Below are 23,705 nucleotides of genomic sequence, written 5' to 3' on the forward strand. Positions count from 1 at the left end.
CGGTGCCGGCGGTGCCGGCTGTGACGACGCGCCGGCGGTGCCGGCTGTGACGACGCAGCGTCGGTGGGTGCTGCATCTCGACATGGACGCGTTCTTCGCGTCGGTCGAGCAGCTCACCCGGCCGACGCTGCGCGGCCGCCCGGTCCTCGTCGGAGGGCTCGGCGGCCGCGGCGTCGTCGCGGGCGCGAGTTACGAGGCGCGGGCGTTCGGGGCCGGGTCGGCGATGCCGATGCATCAGGCCCGGCGTCTCGTCGGGGCCCGTGCGGTGGTGCTGCCTCCGCGTGGGGCCCTGTACTCGGCGGTCAGCAAGTCGGTGTTCGACACCCTGCGCACCCGTGTGCCCGTCCTCGAGATGCTGTCGCTGGACGAGGCTTTCGGGGAGCCTCCGGAGTTGGAGGGCGCGGACGCCGACGCCGTTCGCGACTACGCGGAACAGTTGCGCACGATGATTCGCGTCGAGACGGGTCTGGTGGCGTCGATCGGTGCCGGATCGGGGAAGCAGATAGCGAAGATCGCCTCCGGTCTCGCGAAGCCGGACGGGGTGCGTGTGGTGACCACGGACGAGCAGGCGGACCTGTTCGAGGCGTTGCCGGTGCGCAAGCTGTGGGGGATCGGCCCGGTGGCGGAATCGAAGCTGCGCAGGCTCGGAATCGAGACGATCGGGCAGTTCGCGGCGACCAGTGAGTCCGAGGTGGTCACACTCCTCGGTGGCACGGTCGGGCCGGGTCTGCACCGGCTGGCGAAGGGGTTCGACGACCGGCCCGTTGCCGAGCGCGCGGACGCCAAACAGATCAGTGCCGAAACGACTTTCGCCGAAGACCTGGTGACGATGGATCAGCTTCGCGCCGCCGTCGAGCAGTGCGGGGGACACGCGCATCGCCGACTGGAGAAGGACGGGCGTGCGGCTCGCACGGTCGTCGTGAAGCTGAAGAAGACGGACATGACGATCGTGAGCCGGTCGGCGACCCTGCCGTACGCGACGACGGATCTGCAGACGCTGATCGCGACGGCACGCAGGCAGTTGATCGACCCCAGGGAGCTCGGCGCGGTGCGTCTGGTCGGGGTGTCCTTCGGCGGGCTGACGGCGACACAGCAGGGGTCGCTGTTCCCGGATCTCGACCACGGAGAGGCGGACGAGGGCGCTGTGACTCCGGACACAGTCGCGGTGCCGGAGCCGGGTCGGTCCGCGGTACCGGCACCGGGATCGAGATGGCGTCCCGGGCAGGACGTGCACCACACCGAGCACGGTCACGGCTGGGTGCAGGGTTGCGGGCACGGCGTGGTGACGGTGCGGTTCGAGACCCGATCGACGGGTCCGGGGCCGGCGCAGACGTTTTCGGACGACGACGGGGCGCTCCGGATCGCGGACCCCGCCGACAGTCTTCGTTAAGGAAGCCCTTATTTTTCCCGTGTTAACTAAGGTGACACCTGCTCGCACGCGGGCTCGGCCACTGTCGGGCGGTGCCGAAGCACCGATCCCGACCGCGGTTACAGCGAAATGCACAGTTCAAACGAAGAGAAGGACACACATTGATGCTCCGGAAGACCCTCGTTGCCGGTGTCGCGGTTGCCGCCGCGCTGACCCTCGGCGCTTGCAGCAGCTCTGACGGTGACGACACCACCAAGACCACCACCAGCAAGGCCACCACCACGTCGGCCGTCGCCGACGCCGGGACCGAGACGCCGCCTGTGCCGACGGCTGCCGAGCTGAACGCGATGCTGGTCAAGGGTCTGGACCCGGCCACCCCGGTCGAGGAGAAGATCACCCTCGTCGAGGACGGCCAGTCCGATCCGGGCCTGTTCGACCAGGTCGCCGCTGCCGCCAAGCAGAACAACGCAACCGTCGAGGTTGTCGACCCGATCCTCGACAACGGCGACGGCACCCTGACCGCCACCGTCAACATGACCATCGGCGGCCAGGTGAACCCGGGCACCGCCACCTTCGTGGTTCAGGACGGCCAGTGGGTGCTGTCCAAGGAGTACGCCTGCAACATCGTCAAGCTGGCGAACCTGACCTCCCCGGCCTGCGTCTGACACGCTGCGCTCACGCGAATGCCGGCACCCGATCGGGTGCCGGCATTCGGCGTCTGTGAGAGGTCCCGTCAGGGGGTGTCGGCGTGCAGGTTCTCCGCCGCGGTCCGGGCCAGTGCGGTCAGGACGCCGGGGTCGACGGGGTCCTGACCGGTCGCGGTCACCTGGACGACCACGCCGTCGACGACCGCGATCACGGTGTCGGACACCATCGTGAATCCCTCGCTGCCCGTCTCGAGCCGAACGGCGATCGAGGCGTCGCCGACGGACGGCTGGTCGAGTCCGCCGAGCCGGTAGGTGACGGCGATCCCGTCGGCGTCCGTTCCCGAGTATTCGGTGCAGGCGGCGAGAGTGCGCTGCACCGCGGCGAACGCCGCGCCCGCATCGGCGTACGCGGCGGCGTCGGTGTCGATGCTGGCGAAGTCTGGTCCGGTGAACCGGGCCACCGCCTGCGCGGTGGCACCGGGCGCCTGGTCCGAGATCGGGGCGAGCACGTCCGCGCACACGCGCGGTTCGGTGGACGACAGGTCCGACTCGGCGGACTCGGAGGCGGGCGGCAGTCCGAGGTCGTCGACGGGGTCGGGCAGCGGAACGAATCCTACGGGCAGATCGGCCTGGCCGAGGAGTGCGGCCCGGAGCGCCGCGTCGTCGAAGGACCCGGCGGCGGTGGTCGCGGTCGGGGGTGCAGCCGTGGTCAGCGGCGGCAGCGATGCTGCGGTGTCGCCGCCGCACGCGACGAGCAGAGGGAGGACCAGCAGGGGAAGCGACAGGGCGGCCGTGCGCGGCGTCCTCACTGCCCGGACCACCGGACCGTGTTGGTCGTGGCCTGGCGCAACCGGGTGGTGCTGTTCGGGTCGGAGTAGGTCTGCTCGCCGCTGACGGTGACGAAGCCGTCCACCGGGAGCGACGCACCCAGGTCGATGACGAGGGTTCCGGTGCCTGCCATCACGAACGTGTCGATGTTGAGTGTGCCCGAGTCCCCGGGCAGATCCCACACCTGCGCTTCCGGTGCCTGGCGGATCGCGACGTCGACGGTGAGCCGATCGCCGGTCCGTTCGCGCAACGTCGCGGTGGTGACCTGTCGCAGGACCATTCCGCTCATCACCTGCTGCTCCATCGTCCACACCGCCCCGACACCGATCTCGGCGTCGGGGAACGCGACACCGCGGTACACGGCCTGGAAGAACGCCTGCTCGATCGCGGATCGCGCGATGTCCGTCGAACCTGGGTCCGGGGTGATGCGCAGGGCGGAGATCGCACCGTTCGGCTGGACCGTCAGGCCTGCCTTCGACCCCTCCGAGGAGGCGAGTGCGTCCTGCAGTCTGCGATCGGGCGACTGCATCGCACCGAGCGTGAGGTCGACCGACACCGCGGGAGTCGGCGCCGCCGCGACGGCCGTCAGCGGCATCGTCAGTTCGGGTGTGGACAGATCCTGCTGGGGCTGGTCACCGATCTGCTGGTGGATGTCCGAGCGCGACGTCATCACCACCTGCTGGGCGACACCGGCGGGCGGAGCGAACGTGATCCGGCTGCGCGGCTCCGCTCCGGCGTCGACGACGGCGGTCGTGATCGCCGAGATGGGGACCGTGGTCTCCTTGGTGGTTTCGGTGGGGGCGGGTGCTGCCCCGTCGTCGCTGCTGCACGCGGTGGCGAGCGCGACCGCGGAGAGGACGGCCGCGACCTGCGCGACCCGTTTCGAGAACACTGACACCCGACCAGGTTAGCCACGGTTCGGCTCGGCGAACCGCGGGCCGTGCCGTGCGAGGACGGTGCCTGTGCCCGCCGACGGCGCGGTAAGGGATGATGGCGTGGTGAGTGAAGTGGACAAAGAGGTGAACGCCGCTGCGCGTCCGCCGGTGCGAATGCGGATGCTGGTCGTGATCGCGGCGACGGTCCTGGCCCTCGATGTGGCCACGAAGGTGGCTGTCGTGCACTTCATCGAACCCGGAAACCCGGTCGAGGTCCTCGGCGATTTCGTCACGCTGAAGCTGATCCGCAACCCCGGCGCCGCGTTCTCGATGGCGACGGGAATGACGTGGCTCCTGACGCTGGTCGCGATCGCCGTCGTGGTCGGGGTGATCCGAATCGGCCGTACCCTGCGGTCGCCGTGGTGGGCACTCGGGCTCGGGTTGGTGCTCGGTGGCGCACTCGGCAATCTGATCGACCGCCTGTTCCGGGCGCCCGGACCGCTGCAGGGCCACGTCGTCGACTTCGTGTCCGTCGGCTGGTGGCCGGTGTTCAACGTGGCCGACTCGGGGATCGTGTGCGGCGCGATCCTGCTGGTCGTGTTGACGTTGTTCGGTCTGAACCCGGACGGAACCCGCGGCCAGGCCGACGAACAGGTCGAGTCGGACTCGTCCGCTGGGAAGGAGTCCTGATGCGCGAGACGCGGTCGATGCCGGTGCCCGACGGGCTCGAAGGCATGCGGGTGGATGCGGGTCTCGCTCGTCTCCTCGGACTGTCCCGCACGACGGTCGCAACGCTGGCCGACGAGGGATCGGTTCTCGTCGACGGTGGTCCGGTCGGGAAGTCGGATCGCCTCCCGTCCGGTGCGTGGCTCGAGGTGACGTTGCCCGAGCCCGCGCGTCCGCTGGCGGTCGAGGCGCAGCCCGTCGAGGGCATGGACATCCTGTATGCGGATGACGACATCGTCGCCGTCGACAAACCGGTCGGTGTCGCCGCCCACGCCAGCGTCGGATGGACCGGACCGACGGTCGTCGGGGGACTGGCCGCGGCCGGATTCCGGATCTCGACGTCGGGGTCGCACGAACGCCAGGGGATCGTGCACCGCCTCGACGTCGGCACGTCCGGGGTGATGGTCGTCGCGACGTCGGAACGCGCCTACACCGTGCTGAAGCGAGCGTTCAAGCAGCGCACCATCGACAAGCGGTACCACGCTTTGGTGCAGGGGCATCCCGATCCGTCGAGCGGAACGATCGACGCCCCGATCGGCAGGCACCGCAGCAACGACTGGAAGTTCGCGGTCACCGCGGACGGTAAGCCGTCGATCACGCACTACGACACGGTGGAGGCGTTCCAGGCGGCGAGCCTGCTCGACGTCCACCTGGAGACGGGACGCACCCATCAGATTCGGGTGCACTTCTCGGCGTTGCGCCATCCGTGCTGCGGCGACCTCACGTACGGGGCGGATCCGCGGCTCGCGGAGCGGCTGGGCCTCGAACGGCAGTGGCTGCACGCGCGCTCCCTCGGCTTCGCGCACCCCGCCGACGGTCGCTGGGTCGAGATCAGCAGCGAGTACCCGAAGGACCTCCAGCACGCGCTGGATGTCCTGCGGAGTGCCTGACCGGATCGCCACCGCCGCGGCCGTGGTGTGCGCGGTCGCCCTCGCGGTGGTGGTCGTGGTGCTCGGCGTCGAGAATCCGCCGACTCCTCGACCGGTCTCCACCGACAGTCTCGGCCCCGACGCCGGTGAACCGGTGGCCGACTACCTCGCCCGCGCGGCCGTGACGCTGGACGAGGCTGCGGTGGACGGAGCGGACTCGGACCCCCGATGGGGCCTGGTCACGTTCGACGACGAGGTCACCGCGACGGACGCGGATGCGCTGACGGGCGACGTCCGTATCTCCCAGGTGTGGTTCCGGGTCCCGATCGACCGGGTGCAGACACCGATCGTCCCGGTCGGGGTAGCGGGGGCGGAATCCGTCGCTCGCGCATCGGGACTCGCGGCGGCGCAATTGCACGGCACCACCGGTGAGTGGGACCGGCAGGCGCGGGTCGATGCGGTGTCGGCGTGGCGCCTGACGCAGGACTGCGCGTGCGTCGTGGCAGTGACGGTGCGAGCACCTCTGTCCGAGCTGGCCGCGCTCTCCGACGTCGCAGGCGTCCGGTCCGTGGAGTCGTTGCCGGCGGACGCGGTGTTCGGGCGTTTCGCGGTCCGACCGTTGCTGCCGGAGCAGACGGAGGCGGTGACACCCGGTCCCGACGACGGCGAGGTACCGGAGCGATGAGCCGGTCCGGCCGGAGGCAGCGGAGCGATCGCGAGGTCGGCATCGCGTCCGCCGTCGGCGCCTACGCGCTGTGGGGGATGTTCCCGATCTTCTTCGGTCTGCTCGCCCCGGCGGGCCCGGTGGAGATCCTCGCGCAGCGGATGTTGTGGACGATGGTGGTGATGGTCGCCGTGGCGGCGGTCATCGGCAGGCTGTCCCGGCTGCGTACCCTCACCCTTCGAACAGCGTTGATGGTGGTCGCGGCGGCATCGGCGATCTCGATCAACTGGGGTGTCTACATCTACGCCGTCACGTCCGGCCGGGTGGTCGAGGCGGCGCTCGGTTATTTCGTGAACCCGTTGGTGAGCGTGCTGCTCGGCATGGTGGTTCTGGGGGAGCGGGTCAACCGCTGGCAGGGTGTCGCGCTCGGCTTCGGCGGGCTCGCGGTGGTGATCCTGACGGTCGACTACGGCAGGCCGCCGTGGATCGCGCTGATCCTCGCCTTCAGTTTCGGGGCGTACGGGCTCGTCAAGAAGACGATCCCACTCGACCCGGTGACGAGCCTGACGGCCGAGGGGATCGTGACGGCTCCGTTCGCGATCGGCTATCTCGTCTGGCTCACGGCCGCGGGCACGAGCACGTTCCTCGGTCACGGTGCCGGGCACACGCTGCTGCTGATGTCGGCGGGCGTGGTGACCGCGGTGCCACTGCTGCTGTTCGGTGCGGCCGCGCAGCGCGTGCCGCTGGTCACCCTCGGCCTCATCCAGTATCTGAATCCCGCCCTGCAGATGACGTGGGGTGTCGCGGTCCTGCACGAAGCCATGCCTGCATCCCGCTGGGCGGGGTTCGCGCTGATCTGGCTGGCACTCGCCGTGTTCACCGTCGACGCGGTGCGGCGAGCGCGGCGGACACGGCGCGACGGCGCTGACTCCCCAGCACGCAGTCCGTCGACGTGATTCAATTCACGCATGCGAAGCGGACTGCTGGTGGCAGCGATGAGCTCGTTGTGTCTGGTCGCCGTCGCGGCGCCCGCGAGCGCCGCGCAGCCGTCGTGGTCCGGTGACTACTCGGTGAAGCGGTTCGCTGCGACGAAGACCGGGACCAGCCTGGCGGCGAGCCAGGGGGAGCCGGATTTCGCCGACACGTACCGATTCGAGACGAGCTGCTCGGACCCGCAGTCGGACGAGTCCTGCGTGGCCACGGTCGTCGACGGGCCCACGCCCGCCAATCCCACGTTGCCGCTGCCCCCGCAGTACACCTGGGACGGGACCAGCTGGGTCCACGTCTACGACTGGCAGTGGGATTGCTGGCAGGGTGAAGGCGTGCCCAAGGTGTGGACTCCGGCACATTCGGTGGCGTACTACACGCCGCAACCGGACGGCACGCTGACCGGTTCCTGGCGCACCGACATCACCGGTGGACCGTGCGACGGCTCGGTGATCATGGACGTCGCCGCCTATCCCGTGAACGCTCCGGGCCCGAGCCCGTTCAGCAGCTAGGACGGCCCGACAGGCACGCGGTGACCGGGACCACGGACCGGTCGGCGCGGCGGTTCGAGACGTCGGTGAGGTCGCGTACGTCATAGTTCCCGTTGCCGGCGAGGCGGGAAGGCCACAGGTCGAAACGTGAGCCGACGGTTGGGCGCGCGGCCGATCGGTTCCGCCGGTCCACTGTTGACGACGGTCAACCCCTTCCTTGCGGGACGCGGGGGATTGGCCGCGGAAGCATCCTCTATCTGCGATAACGTCATAACGGGGCTTATCGGCGTTCAAGCCCGGCCAGTGGGCATGGCTGGGCGAGCGATCACAGGGGTGGATAGATGAGGCGTCCCGGGCGATCGGTGACGACAACGAGCTGCAGGCGCGGCAAAGCCGAGCTGATGCCGGTGGACGGGACGGGAGTCTTGGGCCGTGGTGTCCTCCGAAGGAGGGGGTGCACGCGGGCCGGCGGGTCACGTCGGTCACGTCGTGGCGGGGTAGGTGCAGGTGACCCGGCGCGCCGGGAATCGGTGTCGCGCCGACCCCCTACACTCGGTGCGTGGCTGACTCCTTCGTCCATCTTCACAATCACACCGAGTACTCGATGCTTGACGGCGCGGCGAAGGTCGGACCGCTGTTCAAGGAGGCCGAGCGCCTCGGCATGACGGCGGTCGGGATGACGGACCACGGAAACATGTATGGCGCCAGCGAGTTCTACAACAAGGCGAAGGCCGCCGGCATCAAGCCGATCATCGGGATCGAGGCGTACATCGCGCCGGAGTCCAGGTTCAACACCAAGCGTGTCCTGTGGGGCGATCCGAGCCAGAAGTCGGACGACGTGTCCGGTTCCGGTTCGTACACGCACATGACGATGGTCGCGGAGAACGCCACCGGGGTGCGGAACCTGTTCAAGCTGTCGTCGCGGGCGTCGATCGAGGGTCAGCTGGGTAAATGGGCCCGGATGGACGAGGAGATCATCGCCGAGCACCACGAGGGCATCATCGCCACCACGGGCTGCCCGTCGGGGGAGATCCAGACCCGCCTGCGCCTCGGACACGACCGCCAGGCGCTCGAGGCGGCGGCGAAGTGGCAGGAGATCTGGGGCAAGGACAACTTCTTCCTGGAGCTGATGGACCACGGCCTGTCGATCGAGCGTCGCGTCCGCGAGGGCCTGCTGCACATCGGCAAGACGCTCGGCATCCCGCCCCTGGCGACGAACGACTGCCACTACGTCACCAAGGACGCCGCGGAGAACCACGAGGCGCTGCTGTGCATCCAGACCGGCAAGACGCTGTCGGACCCGACACGGTTCAAGTTCGACGGTGACGGCTACTACCTGAAGTCCGCGGAGGAGATGCGGGCGATCTGGGACACCGAGGTGCCCGGTGCCTGCGACAGCAGCCTGCTGATCGCGGAACGGGTGCAGCCGTACGACGACGTGTGGCAGCACCGGGACCGGATGCCGATCTTCCCGGTACCCGAGGGCTTCACGCAGCAGTCGTTCCTGCATCACGAGGTGATGCGCGGCCTGCGCGAGACCCGATTCCCGGGCCGCGAGATCCCGGCGGATTACATCGCGCGTGCCGAGTACGAGATCGGCGTCATCAACGAGATGGGCTTCCCGGCGTACTTCCTGGTGGTCGGCGACCTCATCAACCATGCGAAGAACGTCGGGATCCGTGTCGGTCCCGGTCGTGGGTCGGCGGCAGGTTCGCTCGTCGCATACGCGATGGGCATCACGAACATCGACCCGATCCCGCACGGTCTGCTGTTCGAGCGGTTCCTCAACCCCGAGCGCGTGTCGATGCCCGATATCGACATCGACTTCGACGATCGCCGCCGCGGTGAGATGGTCCGCTACGCCACCGACAAGTGGGGCAGCGACAAGGTCGCGCAGGTCATCACCTTCGGCACCATCAAGACGAAGGCGGCGATCAAGGACTCCGCGCGAGTCCAGTTCGGTCAGCCGGGGTTCGCGATCGCCGACCAGATCACGAAGGCACTGCCGCCGCCGATCATGGCGAAGGACATCTCGGTGTCCGGCATCACCGATCCGGACCACGAACGGTACAAGGAGGCCGTCGAGGTCCGGGCGCTGATCGAGTCGAATCCGGATGTCGCGAAGATCTACCAGACGGCCAAGGGACTCGAGGGCCTGATCCGCAATGCGGGCGTGCACGCCTGCGCGGTCATCATGTCGTGCGAGCCGTTGACCGACGCGATTCCGGTGTGGAAGCGCAACCAGGACGGCGCGATCATCACTGGCTGGGACTACCCGTCCTGCGAGGCCATCGGCCTGCTGAAGATGGACTTCCTCGGCCTGCGCAACCTCACAGTGCTCGGCGATGCCATCGAGAACCTCAAGGCGAACCGCGGCATCGATCTGGATCTCGATGCGCTGCCGTTGGAGGACCCGGCGACGTACGACCTGTTGGCCCGCGGTGAGACGCTCGGCGTCTTCCAGTTGGACGGCACGGCGATGCGCAGCCTGCTCAAGCTGATGAAGCCGACCGGCTTCGAGGACATCGTCGCCGTGCTCGCGCTGTACCGGCCCGGTCCGATGGGTGTGAACGCACACACCGACTACGCGAAGCGCAAGAACGGCCTGCAGGAAGTCAAGCCGATCCACCCGGAGCTCGAGGAACCCCTGAAGGAGATCCTGGCCGAAACGTACGGCCTGATCGTCTACCAGGAGCAGATCATGCAGATCGCGCAGAAGGTGGCCGGGTACTCGCTCGGACAGGCCGACCTGCTGCGCCGCGCGATGGGCAAGAAGAAGAAGGAGATCCTCGACGAGGCGTACGACGGGTTCGCGGCGGGCATGAAGGAGAACGGATTCTCCCAGGCCGCGATCACGGCGCTGTGGGACACCGTCCTCCCGTTCGCCGGATACGCGTTCAACAAGTCGCACGCCGCCGGGTACGGCCTGGTGTCGTTCTGGACCGCGTACTTCAAGGCGAACTACCCGTCGGAGTACATGGCCGCGCTGCTCACGTCGGTCGGCGACGACAAGGACAAGTCGGCGATCTACCTGGCGGACTGCCGGTCGATGGGCATCACGGTGCTGCCGCCGGACGTCAACGAGTCGGTCGTGAACTTCGCGTCGGTCGGTGAGGACATCCGGTTCGGCATGGGCGCGGTGCGCAACGTCGGAGCGAATGTCGTGGAGTCGATCATCGCGGCCCGCAGCGAGAAGGGGAAGTACACCGACTTCTCCGACTACCTCAACAAGATCGATGCGGCGGCCTGCAGCAAGAAGGTCACCGAGTCGCTGGTCAAGGCGGGTGCGTTCGACTCGCTGAACCATCCCCGCAAGGGTCTGTTCCTCGTGCACACCGACGCGATCGACGCCGTCATGGGAACGAAGAAGGCGGAGGCGGCGGGGCAGTTCGACCTGTTCGGCGGTGCGGACGCCGACGAGTCGATCGCGTCGGTGTTCAACGTGAAGGTGCCCGACGAGGAATGGGACACCAAGCACCGTTTGGCGCTGGAGCGGGAGATGCTCGGCCTGTACGTGTCCGGTCATCCGCTCGACGGTGTCGAGCACGTGATCGCCGCACAGACGGACACGCCGATCGCCGCGATCCTCGAGGGGCAGGCCGGTGACGGCTCACAGGTAACCGTCGGAGGCATCCTCGCGTCGGTGACCCGGCGCATCAACAAGAACGGATTGACCTGGGCGGCAACGGAACTCGAAGGTGTCGGCGGCGCGTCCGTCGAGGTGATCTTCTTCCCGCAGGCTTACTCGGTGTACGGCATGGACATCGCCGAGGACTCCGTCGTCCTGGTGAAGGGCCGCGTCAACGTTCGCGACGAGCGGGTGTCGATCATCGCCAACGATCTCGCGGTGCCGGACCTGTCGGCGATCGGGGTGGCGAAGCCGCTCGCGGTGAGCCTGCCGACCCGACTGTGCACGCCGGACAAGGTGGGGGCGCTCAAGCAGGTGCTGTCCAAGCATCCGGGCACGTCGGACGTGCATCTGCGTCTGGTCAGCGGCACGCGGATCACGATGCTGAAACTGGACGACAGTCTGCGGGTGGAACCGTCGTCGGCGCTGATGGGAGACCTGAAGGCGTTGCTGGGACCGAGCTGCTTGAGCGTGTAGCCCGGATCGCCCGGAGTTCGCGGACGAGAACCGCGCCGAGCACCGACGCGAACACCACGACGTGGATGTTCACGAGGATCTTCGTGACCGGCCACGCCGGCGGGTACAGGAAGAGCCCGATCACCACGTTCGTGTCATCCCAGTGGTACGGCCAGGCGCCCGCCACCACGTACAGCGCGCCCGCCGCGATCCACCAGCGTGGTTGGGTCAACGCCCGGTGCACGAGATACACCGCCAGCGGAACGAACCACACCCAGTGGTGGCTCCACGAGAACGGGGACACCGCGGCCGCGGTCAGCCCAGAGAGGGTGACCGCGAGCAGGTGTTCACCTGCCGCGGACAGGCGGGCCGTCAGCCACAGGCCGAGAGTGGCGACAGTGGCCGCCAGGAGGATCCACAGCCAGACCGGGGTGGATGTGCCCGTGATGTGCGCGACGACCCCGCGGATCGACTGGTTCGACGGATGGGTGTCGTCGGCGATTCGCGTGGACTGGAAGAACGTCGACGTCCAGTACTGACGCGAGTCGACGGGAAGGACGAGCCACGCCCCGACGATCGTCGCCGCGAACACCGCTCCGGCGGTGGCGGCCGCACGCCATTGCCGCAGCGCCAGGAACACGGCGACGAAGTACAACGGCGTGAGCTTGATGCCTGCGGCGAGGCCGACTCCGACTCCGCGAAGGCGGCTGCGGTCGTCGCGGGAGAAGTCCCACAGCACCAGCAGCATCAGGATCACGTTGATCTGGCCGTAGAACAGGGTGGTCCGAACGGGTTCCAGGAAGGTGCACGCGCCGGTCAGCAGAACGCTCAGGGTGACCAGTCGCGGTGTCGCGCGGTAGCCGAGCATCTTCCACGACAGGAGGACGCAGCCGAGTAGGGCGGCCAGGTTCAGGGCCATCCACACGTGGTTGACCGCTCCCCACGGGATCAGCTCGATCGGGATGAACGCCAGCGTCGAGAACGGCGTGTAGGTGTACAGCAGCCCGAACAGCACCGTTTCGGTGTACAGCGGGTACCCGTGCGTGACGCGGAACGCGCCGTCCCGGTAGACGTGCAGGTCCGCCCCGCCTGCGAGGATGCCTGCGCCGTCCAGACGTGGATCGACCGTGGTCAGCAGCAGGAGCGCGGACAGCACGGCAACGGCTCCGAGCGCTGCCGTCACCCGACGGGGAATCCGCCTTGCCTGAGATTCCCCCGCCACCGTGTTCCCCGATTCGCCGTCGACAGACCGACGGCGGGCGCCGTCGGTCGACTACGACGCTAAGGATGGGTAAGGAATTTGTCGCGCGGACGCGCGGGGGAGTGCGGTTCGTGTCCGAAGAGGCGTCGAATCGAGACGCTCGGAGTCGTCAGTGTCCGGCGGTGTTCAGTGTCGGGCGGTGTTCCAGTGGCGCCGGCGCATCCACCACACGACCACTGTCGCGGCGGCGCCGACGAGTACCGCAGGCTGCAGTGCCTGCGCGACGACGAGCACGGTCAGGAACACGAGGAGGCCGACGGCCAGCGCCTCGAGCTTGTAGAGGGGCCACGCGGTGCCTGCGATGTCGATCGCGGCGCGTGGACGCGACGAGCGAGTGAGGCCGACTGTGGTCATGAGTTCAGGGTAGCGGCGTGCAAGGTTTCGGTCCACCTAACATTTTCGGTGGGCATGGGTGATCTTCGTCTCGCGCTGCGCGCTCCGTGGCCGCGGTGTTGACTGGATCCATGCCACTCACCGGTGAGTACGAACCCAGTCCGACAACGTGGGCCGCCGATCAGGCCAACCTGTACGAGAGCTCGGGTGGGACCGACGGAACCACCATGCGCGGAATGCCGGTGGTGCTGCTCACCACCCGCGGCCGAAAGTCCGGCAAGCTCCGCAAGACCCCCCTGATGCGCGTCGAGCACAACGGTGAGTACGCGATCGTCGCCTCGCTGGGCGGTGCCCCGAAGAACCCGGTCTGGTACTACAACGTCGTCGCCGACCCCCACGTCGAACTGCAGGACGGTACCGCCAGGCAGGACATGACTGCCCGCGAGGTCACCGGCGACGAGAAGGCGGTGTGGTGGGAACGCGCCGTCGCGGCGTACCCGGACTACGCCGACTACCAGACGAAGACGGATCGGCAGATTCCGGTCTTCGTCCTGAGTCCCCAGTAGTTCCACCACGCGGTTCCCCGTGCAGTAGTTCTCCAGCACGCCGTAGCCCACGCCCGGGAGGTTGTCGTGGCGCCCACCACCGTCGCGGATCAGCTCGTCGCCCAACTCGTCGACGCGGGCGTTCGCCGCATCTACGGCATCGTCGGGGACAGTCTCAACCCCATCGTCGACGCCGTCCGCCGATCCGGGGGCGCCGCGCAGGGCGGCATCGACTGGATTCACGTCCGGCACGAGGAGGCCGCCGCGTTCGCGGCCGCGGCCGACGCTCAGGTCACCGGCGAACTCGCGGTGTGTGCGGGTTCGTGTGGGCCCGGCAACCTGCATCTGATCAACGGTCTGTACGACGCGAATCGCTCGGGTGCGCCGGTCCTGGCGATCGCATCGCACATCCCGAGCGTGCAGATCGGGTCGGGGTACTTCCAGGAGACGCACCCGGATCGGATCTTCGTCGAGTGCTCGGTGTACTCGGAACTCGTCTCCTCGGCTGCGCAGTCGCCGCGGGTCGTGCACAGCGCGATCCAGCATGCGATCGCCGGACCCGGCGTCGCGGTCGTCACCCTGCCCGGCGACGTCGCCGATCTCCCGGCCGAGGGCACCATCGCGACGCTGGTCCGCACCCGGCCGCCCGCGGTGGTCCCCGCCGCCGAGGACGTCGCGGCGCTCGCGAACGCGATCAACTCGGCGCAGCGGGTGGCGATCTTCGCCGGGTACGGCGTGCGGGGAGCGCGCCGCGATCTGCTCGAACTCGCCGAGCAGATCGGCGCGCCGATCGGTCACACCCTGCGCGGCAAGGAGTGGATTCAGTACGACAACCCGTTCGACGTCGGGATGACGGGGCTGCTGGGATACGGCGCCGCCCACGACGGGATGCACGATGCCGACCTGCTGTTGCTCGTCGGCACGGACTTTCCCTACGACCAGTTCCTTCCCGACGACGTTCCGACGGCGCAGATCGACGTGGACGCGTCCAGACTCGGCCGCCGCACCGCACTCGATCTCGCGGTGCACGGCGACACCCTGAGCACGCTGCGTGCCCTCGCCCCGCTCGTCGAGCGCAAGACGGATCGCAGTTTCCTCGAGTCCCAGCTGACGCGGCATCGAACGTTGATGGACAAGGTTGTCGGTGCGTACACCAGCGACGTCAAGCAGCGCACACCCATCCACCCCGAGTATGCGGCGTCGATTCTCGACGACCTGGCCGCCGAGAATGCCGTGTTCACCGCCGACACCGGCATGTGCAATGTCTGGACCGCGCGCTATCTGAATCCGAACGGGTCACGCCGATTCCTGTCGTCGGCGCTGCACGGGTCGATGGCGAACGCGCTCCCGCACGCGATCGGCGCTCAGGTCGCGTTCCCCGACCGGCAGGTGATCTCGGTGTCGGGTGACGGCGGTCTGTCCATGCTCCTCGGTGAGCTCGTCACCCTCGCCGCGACGCGACTGCCGGTCAAGGTCGTGGTGTTCAACAACTCCACGCTCGGCATGGTCAAGCTCGAGATGCTCGTCGACGGGCTTCCCGACTTCGGAGTGGACGTGCCGAGCGTCGACTACTCGGCGGTCGCGGCCGCGCTCGGACTGTATGCGCGCCGCGTCGAGGACCCCGCCGACATCGAGCCGGGTCTGCAGGCCGTCCTCGGCCATCCGGGGCCTGCCCTCCTCGACGTGGTGACGGACCCGATGGCACTGTCCTTGCCGCCGACGATCACCGCGGGACAGGTGAAGGGTTTCGCGTTGGCGATGTCGAAGATGGTGATGGGTGGCGGCGCAGGCGAGGCAGTGAAGATGGCGAAGTCCAATCTGCGCAACATCCCGCGGCCCTCCCAGTTCGGGTGAGTGTTCACCTAGCGACCGCCCGAGTAATCGTGACGGGCCTCGAAGTGGCAGCATGGACGGGTGTCGAACACCAGGGAACTTGCTGACGTGAAGGCCGCGCCGCTCGATGCGCGCGAGATCGATGCCGCCGCGAAGCGAATTTCCGAGGTCGTCGACGCGACCCCGCTGCAGTTCTGCCCGCGCCTGTCCGCCGCGACCGGCGCCAGGGTGTTCCTCAAGCGCGAGGACCTGCAGATCGTCCGGTCGTTCAAGATCCGCGGTGCCTACAACTTGATCGTCCAGCTCAGCGAGGACGAGCGCGCAGCCGGTGTGGTGTGTGCCAGCGCAGGCAATCACGCGCAGGGTGTTGCGTTCGCCTGCCGCAGCATGGGGATCCGAGGCCGGATCTACGTTCCCGCGAACACCCCCCGGCAGAAGCGGGATCGCATCCTCGCGCACGGTGACGGGTTCGTCGAACTCATCGCGACGGGGCAGACGTACGACGCGGCTGCAGAGGCCGCCGCGGACGATGCTCGCCGCACCGGCGCGACGATGGTGCCGCCGTTCGACGATCCGCGGACCGCAGCAGGTCAGGGCACGATCGCCGCGGAGATCCTCGATCAGCTCGGTGAGGAGCCGGGCACGGTGATCGTGCCCGTCGGCGGTGGCGGACTCATCGCGGGCATCGCGACCTATCTGCAGGAGCGGTCGCCGCGGACGGCGATCGTCGGTGTGGAACCGAGCGGTGCCGCGTCGATGACGGCGGCGCTCGTCGCGGGTGCGCCGGTGACGCTTCCGGAGATCGATCCGTTCGTCGACGGCACCGCGGTCCGCCGCATCGGTGACCTGCCGTTCGAGGTCATGTCCGCGCTCGGCGGCGAGGTCGTCACGCACAGTTCGCTGCCGCTGGTCGCCTCGCAGAACGCGGGCACCGGCAACTTCACGATGATGCACGCAGACGAGGGCGCCGTGTGCACGGCGCTGCTGGGGCTCTACCAGAACGAGGGGATCATCGCGGAGCCGTCGGGTGCGCTCTCGGTGGCGGCGCTCGACGACCTCGACATCGAGCCGGGATCGACGGTGGTGTGCTTGATCTCCGGCGGCAACAACGACGTCTCCCGCTACGGGGAGATCGTGGAGCGCTCGCTGGTCCATCTGGGCCTCAAGCACTATTTCCTGGTCGACTTCCCGCAGGAGCCGGGCGCGCTGCGGCGGTTCCTCGACGAGGTGCTCGGACCGGAGGACGACATCACCCTGTTCGAGTACGTGAAGCGGAACAACCGGGAAACGGGGGCGGCGCTCGTCGGCGTCGAGCTCGGTTCGGCGGACGGCATCACGTCGCTGCTGGAGCGGATGGCGTCGTCCCCGATGAAGGTCGAGCAGTTGGAGCCGGGTTCTCCGGCGTACCGGTACCTGACGTAGGGGCAGAGCGTGGGCGCACTGTGGGCGATGACGCTGCCAGGACTGGTGGTCCTGCTGGTGGTGTTGGCGTTCGCGGAGACACTGTGGAACCGCGTGACCGGTGGCCGCATGCTGCCGTGGACGCGGCGGCGCGGCGGTCGAACGGTGGCGGCCACCGGGTTCGAGGAGGTCGCCGCGGTGTTCCAGGGCGGCAAGCATCACGAGTTCGAGCAGCGGCAGACGACCCTGATGCACCGTGACGACACCGGCGACTCTCGGCGCCGGGTCGACGTCGACATCACGGCCAACCGCGTGACGCTGAGACGCGACGGGTCCGGCTGACCGGGGCGCCCTCATTCCTGACTGGACAGGGAACCGCGACGGCAGCAGGATCGTCGGCATGGGTTACGACGTCGATCTGGCGGACAGGTTGCGTGCCCAGTTGAGCCGCAGCGGTGAACCGTTCACCGAGCGGGCCATGTTCGGTGGCCTCGGCTTCATGCTCGGCGGCCACATGGCCGTTGCGGCGAGCGGCGCGGGCGGGCTGCTGTTGCGGTGCGCCCCCGACGACACCGAGGCTCGCGCCGAAGCGGTCGGCGTGGAGCGGTTCGAGATGCGTGGTCGCCCGATGAACGGGTGGCTGCACGTATCCCGCGAGGTGGTGGCGGACGACGAGGCACTCGCGCGCTGGGTCGCGGTCGGCGCGTCGTATGCCGCCGGACTACCGCCCAAGACTGGAGAAGAATGAACAACTTCGATGAACTCCTCGCCGCGGTACCCACCGGACTGTGGATCGGCGGCAGGCAGTCCGACGCCGCCGAGGGCGGTGTGTTCGACGTTCACAACCCCGCCACCGGTGAGGTGCTCGCGTCGGTCGCCGACGCGACCGGTGCCGATGCGCTGCGCGCGCTCGACTCGGCATGTCGGGTGCAGGGGGAGTGGGCGGCGACCGCGCCGCGTGTGCGCGCCGAGATCCTGCGCACCGCATGGCAACTCGTCACCGACAGGGCCGAGGACTTCGCGCTGCTGATGACCCTGGAGATGGGCAAGGCGCTCGCGGAGAGTCGCGGTGAGGTGGCATACGGGTCGGAGTTCCTACGCTGGTTCAGCGAGGAGGCGCCCCGCATCCAGGGCCGTTACACCACCGCCCCGTCGGGAAACGGCCGCATCCTCGTCACGAAGGCGCCGGTCGGACCGTGCTTGGCGATCACACCGTGGAACTTCCCGCTCGCAATGGGGACCCGCAAGATCGGTCCCGCGCTCGCGGCCGGATGCACCATGATCGTCAAGCCCGCCGAGGCCACCCCGCTGACGATGCTGCTGCTGGCTCAGGTGTTCGCCGACGCCGGACTGCCTGAGGGTGTGCTGTCCGTGCTCACCACCTCCGATGCGGCCGGGGTGAGCGGCCCACTGATGGCGGACCCGAGGCTGCGCAAGGTGACGTTCACCGGATCCACCAGGGTCGGAAAGGTTCTCATCGAGCAGTCTGCGCAGCAGGTGCTGCGGACGTCGATGGAGCTCGGCGGCAACGCACCGTTCGTGGTGTTCGACGATGCCGACCTCGACGCCGCAGTGGACGGGGCGATGGCCGCGAAGATGCGCAACGGCGGTGAGGCGTGTACGGCCGCCAACCGGCTGATCGTCGCGAACTCGGTGCGCGAGGATTTCACGGCCAAGCTCACCGAACGGATCGCTGCGATGGTCGTCGGACCGGGCTGGGAGGACGGCACCCAGATCGGTCCGCTCATCACCGAGAAGCAGCGCGACAGCGTCGCCGAGTTGGTCGACGATGCGGTCGCTTCCGGTGCCAGGGTCCGCACCGGAGGTGGACCGGTCGACGGCCCGGGTTGGTTCTACCAGCCGACCGTCCTCGACAACGTTGCGACGGATTCGCGGATCGTGGCGGAGGAGATCTTCGGCCCCGTCGCCGCGATCACCGGCTTCGACACCGAGGACGAGGCCATCGATGCGGCCAACGCCACCGAATACGGTTTGGCTGCATACATTTACACGCAGTCCCTCGATCGCTCACTGCGCGTCGCCGACGCACTCGAGTCGGGCCTGGTCGGCATCAACTGCGGTGTCATCTCGGACCCGGCAGCGCCGTTCGGTGGCGTCAAGCAGTCCGGCCTCGGCCGTGAGGGCGGCACAGAGGGGATCGAGGAGTACCTCGAGACGAAGTACATCGCCCTCGAATCCTGAAAGCGAGCAGGCCGCAGGGGACGAATTCCCCTGCGGCCCGGTCAGGTTCAGTTGTTGGTCGGGGTGAAGCCCACACCGAACGTGCGCCCGCTGCCGGGTGCATTGATATCGTTCAGGATGCTCTTCGCGGACGTGAAGATGAATGGCCTTTGGATGCCGAGGAGTCCCTCGCCCCATTCCGCCGTGATGATGCCCACCCACTGCCCGGTGCCGCGCATCACAACAGGGCCGCCGGAGTCGCCGCCTTGGTGTCCGGGCGCCGCGCGGAACAGGCCGTTCACGGGGCTGTTGATCTTGGATACGGCGCCGTAGTTGGGTGCTATGGCGTCATATGCGAAAAGGGGTCCAACCCGGCCGGGCTCCCTCGCCGACATGGCTCCGAAGTGTTCGATGTCCGAACCCACCGGGGGAAGATTCCCTGTGGAGGTGTTGGTGTACACAGAGTTCACCTTGAACGGGTTTCCGCTGCTGGCAGTGCTCAGTGCGGCATTCCCGGCCTTGTCGTAAACCTGGCTGTCCAACTGCACATCGGCCGCGAACTCGATGACCATGTAGTCGGTCCCGATGAACGTGGGAGGATTCGTCTGAGACGTAGGGGCGTGGTTGTCGATCCAGCGAATCCAGCCGATCGGCTGGACGGGAGCGGAGAGCTCGTTGATCTCGGGGTTGTCACCATGCGCGCGCATCACTGCGTTACGGTCGAAAACCGGGTAGTCGTTTGTGGTGATTTCCACTCCGCGCGGCGCCAGTGGGTACCTGTACGAACGCAGCCCGACATTGGGGATGTTGTGCACGCCCTCGCCGAACAACGGGCGGCAGTGGCCGGCCGTGATGCCGATCTTTCGTCCCGAAGAGTCGGTGCCCACTGGACCCATGGTGCACGTATTGTTCGCCCACTTGATGGGTTTGCCCGCCGCATCGAGGCTATCCTCGTCTGTGCCCCACTCGCCCGCGAAGTCGATGAACAACCCGGGGTGGGCCCGGCGGTCGAACTTGTTGTGTGAATCCCACTCGTAGTTGTCGATGCCAGTCGCTGACGCGGTTCCTGCCGTTGACACCGCCAACCCGAGCGTCGCGGCCGCGACTGCCACCGCTCGCGCGAGATGTCGTGCTCGTGTTCTCATCAATCCCTCTTTCGTGTGTGCGGACAGGTTCAGGTCGTCGAATTTCTTTCTCGGGGGTGGTGTTCCCTCACGCGCTGTCCCTGTCGGCGGTGCCGAGTGCCCGAATGTACCGATAGGTCTTCTTTGGGGGATTGAAACGCTGAAAACTTTGCCGCACAGAATAATTCATTAACATGGTTGCCGCCTGTTGCTGACTCGTTGCTCTCCCGAGTCGCGCGGGTTGGCGATGCGATCGCGGACGGAGGCGTCAGTTGGTGGTGACCGTGAACCCCGCGTCCGACGTTGCCAGGTCGGGGCGAGTCGGTGATGTTGGCGAGGATGTCGGGGGCGGAGATCGCCTAGAACTGCGGAACGGTGAATAGCGTCTTGAAGATGATGCCCACTCATTCGCCGGTGCCTTCGAGGGCGACGGGTCCGCTGGAGTCGCCGGGCTCGGCAGCCGAGCCATGCTGGATTACTCGAGCACCTGCTGCGCGACGGTTCAGGCGTGGACCGGGCGATGGCTGTGTTCTGGTCGGTGTTCACCACCGAAACCTGGGACATGTTCGTGCGTGGTCGCGGTTGGTCGACCGCCGAGTACGCCGACTGGCTCGCCGACGAGGTCGACCGCCTCCTGCTCAGGTGAGGCCGTATTCGGGATGTCGCTCAGGGCTTGACACCGAGAGGACGGGGGTCGAATGACCCGTCCGGCGTCACGACTTCCCAGTGCAGGTCCACGTCGGTGGTCGGGATCATCGGCGCGATCCACTCGGCGACGGTGTCGAGCACGGCTTCCTCCAGGTCGGCGTGTGACCACCCCCGCGGGCGGGGTGGGACGTCCGGTTCCCAGCCGTCCTCGGTCCAGGTCACGCCGAACAGTTCCCGCTCGTGGCCGAACCGCTGGTCCAGCGTGAACGAGTCCGGCCCTTCGTAATTCAGCCAGACGGCGAATGGGCCCTCAGCGTCCTGTTCGACGAAAACGGTGATGGTCACACCCTCCGTGCGCGCCGTCGCCGCTTCGGCAAGTGTGGCCAACCGGGCGACGGCGACCGCCGTCGTCGACTCCAGCACTCGTCTCAGCGCTTCGCGGTACTCGGCTGCCTGCACGGTGTCAGGCTATCGACGGACCGTCGGTCAGCAGCAGCGGAACCGTCAGATGCCCGCGGGCGACGCCGTCGACGAGCGCGGTCAGGTCGTCGGCGATCGGGCTGGCCTCTTCGAACTCCGGTCCCGCGCCGTGGACGATGCCGCCGGTGCCTCTGCTCACGGCGAGGAACTCGTAGTCTCCCGCGACGCCGACGGCGATCGGGAGATACTCGGTCCAGAACTCGTCGACGCGGTGCCGCTCGGCATCGGTCGCCGCGGCGTCGAGACTCATCGCTCGGAACTCGTCCCAGGCGAATGCGCTGGCGGAGAGGCGCGCGTAGTCGTGTGCGGAGAGGAACCACCGCGCGTGGTCGGGCGAGGCGAGCGAGTCGAAGTGACGCAGGAACTCGGCATGCTGCGCGGGGATGCGGGCTGCTGCGGCCGCCTCCAGTGCGGTATCCACCTCGTGGGCGGATTCGAGGACCCAGCCCTCGTGGAGAAGGTGCTCGATGAAGGCGGCGTACAGCACGGGAATGGATGGTGTTGGGGTCAGTGACATGCCGTCAGGGCCGGGCGACATGCCGTCAGGGCCGGGCCTCGAGGACGACGAACGAGTGCCCCGGAACAACGGTCGCCGCGCCTGTCGCGTCCTGGGTCACCGGATCCCACCACAGCGCCGGACGGCCGCCGAACGGCACCGTGACCGGGTCCGAGCCGAGGTTGCAGGCAAGTCGAATGCCGCTGCGGTGCAGTGTGATCCACCTGTTGTCCTCGTCGTAGTCGACGGCGACACGGTCGAGCCACGGGTCGGTGAGTTCGGTGCGCTGCGCACGAAGTGCCAGAAGCGCCCGATACGTGGCCAGCAGTCGCGCGTGATGACCTGACTCGAGTTCCGACCAGTCGAGTTTGGACGCGTCGAAGGTGCGCCGATCCTGTGGGTCGGGAATGTCGCGTTCCGGCCAGCCGTGCGCGGCGAACTCGGCGATGCGACCGGTTGCGGTGGCGGCGGCGAGCTCCGGCTCGGGATGGGAGGTGAAGAACCGGAACGGGGTGCTCGCGCCCCACTCCTCACCCATGAACAGCATCGGGGTGAAGGGTGAGCACAGGATCAGCGCCGCCTTCACGGCGAGCTGGCCGGGCGTCAGGTACTCGCCGGGGCGGTCGCCGGTCGCGCGGTTGCCGATCTGGTCGTGGGTGCAGGTGTAGGCGAGCAGGGAACTCGCGGGTGTGCGGCGGGTGTCGAGGGGCCGGCCGTGCACACGCCCGCGGAAGCTGGAGTAGGTGCCTGCGTGGAAGAAGCCCTGCCGCATCGTGGTCGCCAGGCATTGCATCGACCCGAAGTCGCCGAAGTAGCCCTGCCGTTCGCCGGACACCGCGGCGTGGACGGCGTGGTGGACGTCGTCGTCCCACTGCGCGTGCAATCCGTACCCGCCCGCTGAGCGCGGCGTGACGAGAGTCGGGTCGTTGAGGTCGGACTCGGCGATGAGGGTCAGGGGTCGACGCAGGTGGGTCGACAACGTCTCGACCTCGATGGCGAGTTCCTCGAGGAGGTGGGTGGCGGTGTGGTCGACGAGGGCGTGCACGGCGTCGAGGCGCAGACCGTCGACGTGGAACTCGCGGAGCCAGCGCAGCGCGTTGTCGATGATGTAGCGGCGCACAGGGCCGGAATCGGGGCCGTCGAGGTTGAGCGAGGCGCCCCACGTGTTGTGGCCCTGCGCCAGGTACGGCCCGAAGCGACCGAGGTAGTTGCCCGACGGTCCGAGGTGGTTGTAGACGACGTCGAGGATCACCCCGATACCGCGCCGATGGCAGGCGTCGACGAATCTCTGCAGACCGTCCGGCCCGCCGTACGGTTCGTGCACCGTGTACCAGAGGACGCCGTCGTAGCCCCAGTTGTGTTCGCCGTTGAACCCGTTGACCGGCATCAGCTCCACGAAGCCGATTCCGAGTTCGGTCAGATGGTCGAGGCGGCCGACGGCAGCGTCGAAGGTGCCTGCTTCGGTGAAGGTTCCGACGTGCAGTTCGTAGACCACGCTGCCGGCCAGCTGGCGTCCGGTCCATGCCTGATCGGACCACTGCTCGACGTCGACGTCGTGCAGCATCGACGGCTCGTGTACCCCGTCGGGTTGGCGGGGCGAGCGAGGATCGGGCAGGACGGTCGGGTCGTCGTCGAGGACGAAGCCGTAGCGCATGCCCGTGGCGGCCCCGACGTCGCTGTGCCACCAGCCGTCGTCGGTGCGGGTCATCGGGTGAAGTGCCCCGTCGAGGTGCAGTCGGACCCGCTCGGCGAACGGAGCCCAGACGTCGAGCGGGCGCGCGGTGTTCATGGATCCAGGATGCCGCACCTGTGCTGACGATGCGTGCGGCGAGGGCGCTGCGGGTGCCCGGGCGGCGGCGGATA

The 23,705-nt window shown here is 68.1% G+C and carries 23 protein-coding genes; 15 read left to right on the forward strand and 8 right to left on the reverse strand.

Translation table 11 applies throughout. The annotated features are described in order from the left end of the window. The first annotated feature begins 82 nt into the window (after positions 1 to 82). Together FFS72_RS07390 and FFS72_RS07395 are read left to right on the forward strand one after the other, a co-directional pair. Positions 83 to 1,390, forward strand: coding sequence for a DNA polymerase IV (locus FFS72_RS07390; RefSeq protein ID WP_249353193.1), 1,308 nt, complete (start codon positions 83 to 85; stop codon positions 1,388 to 1,390). A 143-nt stretch (positions 1,391 to 1,533) separates the two neighbouring features. Further along, entirely contained in the window at positions 1,534 to 2,034 is a 501-nt protein-coding gene (locus tag FFS72_RS07395; RefSeq protein WP_137873329.1) for a WKL family lipoprotein, read from the forward strand. 68 nt (positions 2,035 to 2,102) lie between these two features. On the opposite strand, the gene FFS72_RS07400 is transcribed toward FFS72_RS07395, so the two are convergent. Continuing rightward, positions 2,103 to 2,825 carry a sensor domain-containing protein gene (locus FFS72_RS07400; protein WP_137873330.1) on the reverse strand — a complete coding sequence of 241 codons (723 nt, stop codon included), beginning with the start codon at positions 2,823 to 2,825 and terminating at the stop codon, positions 2,103 to 2,105. After that, positions 2,822 to 3,742: a hypothetical protein gene (locus FFS72_RS07405; protein ID WP_349303988.1), complete on the reverse strand. Its 921-nt coding sequence runs from the start codon at positions 3,740 to 3,742 to the stop codon at positions 2,822 to 2,824. The genes FFS72_RS07400 and FFS72_RS07405 overlap by 4 nt, the downstream gene beginning before the upstream one ends. A 100-nt stretch (positions 3,743 to 3,842) precedes the next feature. Between FFS72_RS07405 and lspA the strand changes: the two genes are divergently transcribed. The 6 genes from lspA to dnaE all read left to right on the forward strand — a co-directional run bounded on the left by lspA (position 3,843) and on the right by dnaE (position 11,561). Beyond that, the gene (gene lspA / locus FFS72_RS07410; RefSeq protein WP_502704086.1) at positions 3,843 to 4,409 is read left to right on the forward strand and encodes a signal peptidase II; all 567 of its coding nucleotides are present in this window, start codon (positions 3,843 to 3,845) and stop codon (positions 4,407 to 4,409) included. Further along, positions 4,409 to 5,335: an RluA family pseudouridine synthase gene (locus FFS72_RS07415; RefSeq protein ID WP_137873331.1), complete on the forward strand. Its 927-nt coding sequence runs from the start codon at positions 4,409 to 4,411 to the stop codon at positions 5,333 to 5,335. Before lspA ends, FFS72_RS07415 begins: the two co-directional genes overlap by 1 nt. Continuing rightward, entirely contained in the window at positions 5,316 to 5,999 is a 684-nt protein-coding gene (locus FFS72_RS07420) for a hypothetical protein (protein WP_137873332.1), read from the forward strand. The genes FFS72_RS07415 and FFS72_RS07420 overlap by 20 nt, the downstream gene beginning before the upstream one ends. After that, complete coding sequence (gene rarD / locus FFS72_RS07425; RefSeq protein ID WP_137873333.1) at positions 5,996 to 6,934, forward strand: EamA family transporter RarD; 939 nt, start codon at positions 5,996 to 5,998, stop codon at positions 6,932 to 6,934. Before FFS72_RS07420 ends, rarD begins: the two co-directional genes overlap by 4 nt. A gap of 12 nt (positions 6,935 to 6,946) precedes the next feature. Beyond that, the gene (locus tag FFS72_RS07430) at positions 6,947 to 7,477 is read left to right on the forward strand and encodes an Rv2253 family sensor-like surface protein (protein ID WP_137873334.1); all 531 of its coding nucleotides are present in this window, start codon (positions 6,947 to 6,949) and stop codon (positions 7,475 to 7,477) included. Between the two features lie 538 nt (positions 7,478 to 8,015). Further along, positions 8,016 to 11,561, forward strand: a complete 3,546-nt coding sequence (gene dnaE / locus FFS72_RS07435; RefSeq protein ID WP_137873335.1) for a DNA polymerase III subunit alpha — start codon at positions 8,016 to 8,018, stop codon at positions 11,559 to 11,561. Here dnaE and FFS72_RS07440 read toward each other — a convergent pair. Continuing rightward, positions 11,461 to 12,723 carry a glycosyltransferase 87 family protein gene (locus tag FFS72_RS07440; protein WP_137873336.1) on the reverse strand — a complete coding sequence of 421 codons (1,263 nt, stop codon included), beginning with the start codon at positions 12,721 to 12,723 and terminating at the stop codon, positions 11,461 to 11,463. The genes dnaE and FFS72_RS07440 overlap by 101 nt on opposite strands. 204 nt (positions 12,724 to 12,927) lie before the next feature. After that, positions 12,928 to 13,155: a hypothetical protein gene (locus FFS72_RS07445; RefSeq protein WP_137873337.1), complete on the reverse strand. Its 228-nt coding sequence runs from the start codon at positions 13,153 to 13,155 to the stop codon at positions 12,928 to 12,930. Between the two features lie 110 nt (positions 13,156 to 13,265). Between FFS72_RS07445 and FFS72_RS07450 the strand changes: the two genes are divergently transcribed. The 6 genes from FFS72_RS07450 to FFS72_RS07475 all read left to right on the forward strand — a co-directional run bounded on the left by FFS72_RS07450 (position 13,266) and on the right by FFS72_RS07475 (position 19,115). Beyond that, positions 13,266 to 13,700 carry a nitroreductase family deazaflavin-dependent oxidoreductase gene (locus tag FFS72_RS07450; protein WP_137873338.1) on the forward strand — a complete coding sequence of 145 codons (435 nt, stop codon included), beginning with the start codon at positions 13,266 to 13,268 and terminating at the stop codon, positions 13,698 to 13,700. 66 nt (positions 13,701 to 13,766) lie between these two features. Beyond that, complete coding sequence (locus tag FFS72_RS07455; protein WP_137873339.1) at positions 13,767 to 15,533, forward strand: pyruvate dehydrogenase; 1,767 nt, start codon at positions 13,767 to 13,769, stop codon at positions 15,531 to 15,533. 60 nt (positions 15,534 to 15,593) lie between these two features. Further along, positions 15,594 to 16,934, forward strand: coding sequence for a threonine ammonia-lyase IlvA (gene ilvA, locus FFS72_RS07460; RefSeq protein ID WP_050065048.1), 1,341 nt, complete (start codon positions 15,594 to 15,596; stop codon positions 16,932 to 16,934). Between the two features lie 9 nt (positions 16,935 to 16,943). Then, the gene (locus FFS72_RS07465; RefSeq protein WP_137873340.1) at positions 16,944 to 17,255 is read left to right on the forward strand and encodes a DUF6191 domain-containing protein; all 312 of its coding nucleotides are present in this window, start codon (positions 16,944 to 16,946) and stop codon (positions 17,253 to 17,255) included. A gap of 58 nt (positions 17,256 to 17,313) precedes the next feature. Continuing rightward, positions 17,314 to 17,661, forward strand: coding sequence for a TfoX/Sxy family protein (locus FFS72_RS07470; protein ID WP_137873341.1), 348 nt, complete (start codon positions 17,314 to 17,316; stop codon positions 17,659 to 17,661). Continuing rightward, a complete protein-coding gene (locus tag FFS72_RS07475; RefSeq protein WP_137873342.1) occupies positions 17,658 to 19,115 on the forward strand; it encodes an NAD-dependent succinate-semialdehyde dehydrogenase in 1,458 nt (485 codons plus the stop codon). The genes FFS72_RS07470 and FFS72_RS07475 overlap by 4 nt, the downstream gene beginning before the upstream one ends. 47 nt (positions 19,116 to 19,162) lie before the next feature. Here the strand turns inward: FFS72_RS07475 and FFS72_RS07480 are convergent, their stop codons facing one another. Beyond that, a complete protein-coding gene (locus FFS72_RS07480) occupies positions 19,163 to 20,239 on the reverse strand; it encodes a hypothetical protein (RefSeq protein ID WP_137873343.1) in 1,077 nt (358 codons plus the stop codon). 499 nt (positions 20,240 to 20,738) lie between these two features. On the opposite strand from FFS72_RS07480, the gene FFS72_RS26950 reads away from it, so the two are divergent. Then, positions 20,739 to 20,864, forward strand: a complete 126-nt coding sequence (locus FFS72_RS26950; protein ID WP_283235407.1) for a hypothetical protein — start codon at positions 20,739 to 20,741, stop codon at positions 20,862 to 20,864. Positions 20,865 to 20,884: 20 nt separating this feature from the next. Here the strand turns inward: FFS72_RS26950 and FFS72_RS07485 are convergent, their stop codons facing one another. Genes FFS72_RS07485 through treZ form a run of 3 tightly spaced genes read right to left on the reverse strand, consistent with a single transcriptional unit; the run spans position 20,885 to position 23,631 of the window. Then, entirely contained in the window at positions 20,885 to 21,325 is a 441-nt protein-coding gene (locus tag FFS72_RS07485) for a DUF6389 family protein (protein ID WP_137873344.1), read from the reverse strand. 4 nt (positions 21,326 to 21,329) lie between these two features. Next, entirely contained in the window at positions 21,330 to 21,833 is a 504-nt protein-coding gene (locus FFS72_RS07490; RefSeq protein ID WP_171018591.1) for a hypothetical protein, read from the reverse strand. 55 nt (positions 21,834 to 21,888) lie between these two features. Then, complete coding sequence (treZ, locus tag FFS72_RS07495) at positions 21,889 to 23,631, reverse strand: malto-oligosyltrehalose trehalohydrolase (RefSeq protein WP_137873346.1); 1,743 nt, start codon at positions 23,629 to 23,631, stop codon at positions 21,889 to 21,891. Positions 23,632 to 23,705 lie beyond the last annotated feature (74 nt).

This window comes from Rhodococcus sp. Q (assembly GCF_005503035.1).
Classification (GTDB): domain Bacteria; phylum Actinomycetota; class Actinomycetes; order Mycobacteriales; family Mycobacteriaceae; genus Rhodococcus_G.

Excerpts from the sequence above, each read along its gene's own strand:
- FFS72_RS07475 (WP_137873342.1), top strand. The coding sequence starts at position 17,658 with ATGAACAACTTCGATGAACTCCTCGCCGCGGTACCCACCGGACTGTGG.
- FFS72_RS07450 (WP_137873338.1), top strand. The coding sequence starts at position 13,266 with ATGCCACTCACCGGTGAGTACGAACCCAGTCCGACAACGTGGGCCGCC.
- FFS72_RS07445 (WP_137873337.1), bottom strand. The coding sequence starts at position 13,155 with ATGACCACAGTCGGCCTCACTCGCTCGTCGCGTCCACGCGCCGCGATC.
- treZ (WP_137873346.1), bottom strand. The coding sequence starts at position 23,631 with ATGAACACCGCGCGCCCGCTCGACGTCTGGGCTCCGTTCGCCGAGCGG.
- FFS72_RS07430 (WP_137873334.1), top strand. The coding sequence starts at position 6,947 with ATGCGAAGCGGACTGCTGGTGGCAGCGATGAGCTCGTTGTGTCTGGTC.
- FFS72_RS07480 (WP_137873343.1), bottom strand. The coding sequence starts at position 20,239 with ATGAGAACACGAGCACGACATCTCGCGCGAGCGGTGGCAGTCGCGGCC.
- FFS72_RS07395 (WP_137873329.1), top strand. The coding sequence starts at position 1,534 with ATGCTCCGGAAGACCCTCGTTGCCGGTGTCGCGGTTGCCGCCGCGCTG.
- FFS72_RS07390 (WP_249353193.1), top strand. The coding sequence starts at position 83 with ATGGACGCGTTCTTCGCGTCGGTCGAGCAGCTCACCCGGCCGACGCTG.
- FFS72_RS07420 (WP_137873332.1), top strand. The coding sequence starts at position 5,316 with ATGTCCTGCGGAGTGCCTGACCGGATCGCCACCGCCGCGGCCGTGGTG.
- FFS72_RS07470 (WP_137873341.1), top strand. The coding sequence starts at position 17,314 with ATGGGTTACGACGTCGATCTGGCGGACAGGTTGCGTGCCCAGTTGAGC.
- FFS72_RS07415 (WP_137873331.1), top strand. The coding sequence starts at position 4,409 with ATGCGCGAGACGCGGTCGATGCCGGTGCCCGACGGGCTCGAAGGCATG.
- rarD (WP_137873333.1), top strand. The coding sequence starts at position 5,996 with ATGAGCCGGTCCGGCCGGAGGCAGCGGAGCGATCGCGAGGTCGGCATC.
- FFS72_RS26950 (WP_283235407.1), top strand. The coding sequence starts at position 20,739 with ATGGCTGTGTTCTGGTCGGTGTTCACCACCGAAACCTGGGACATGTTC.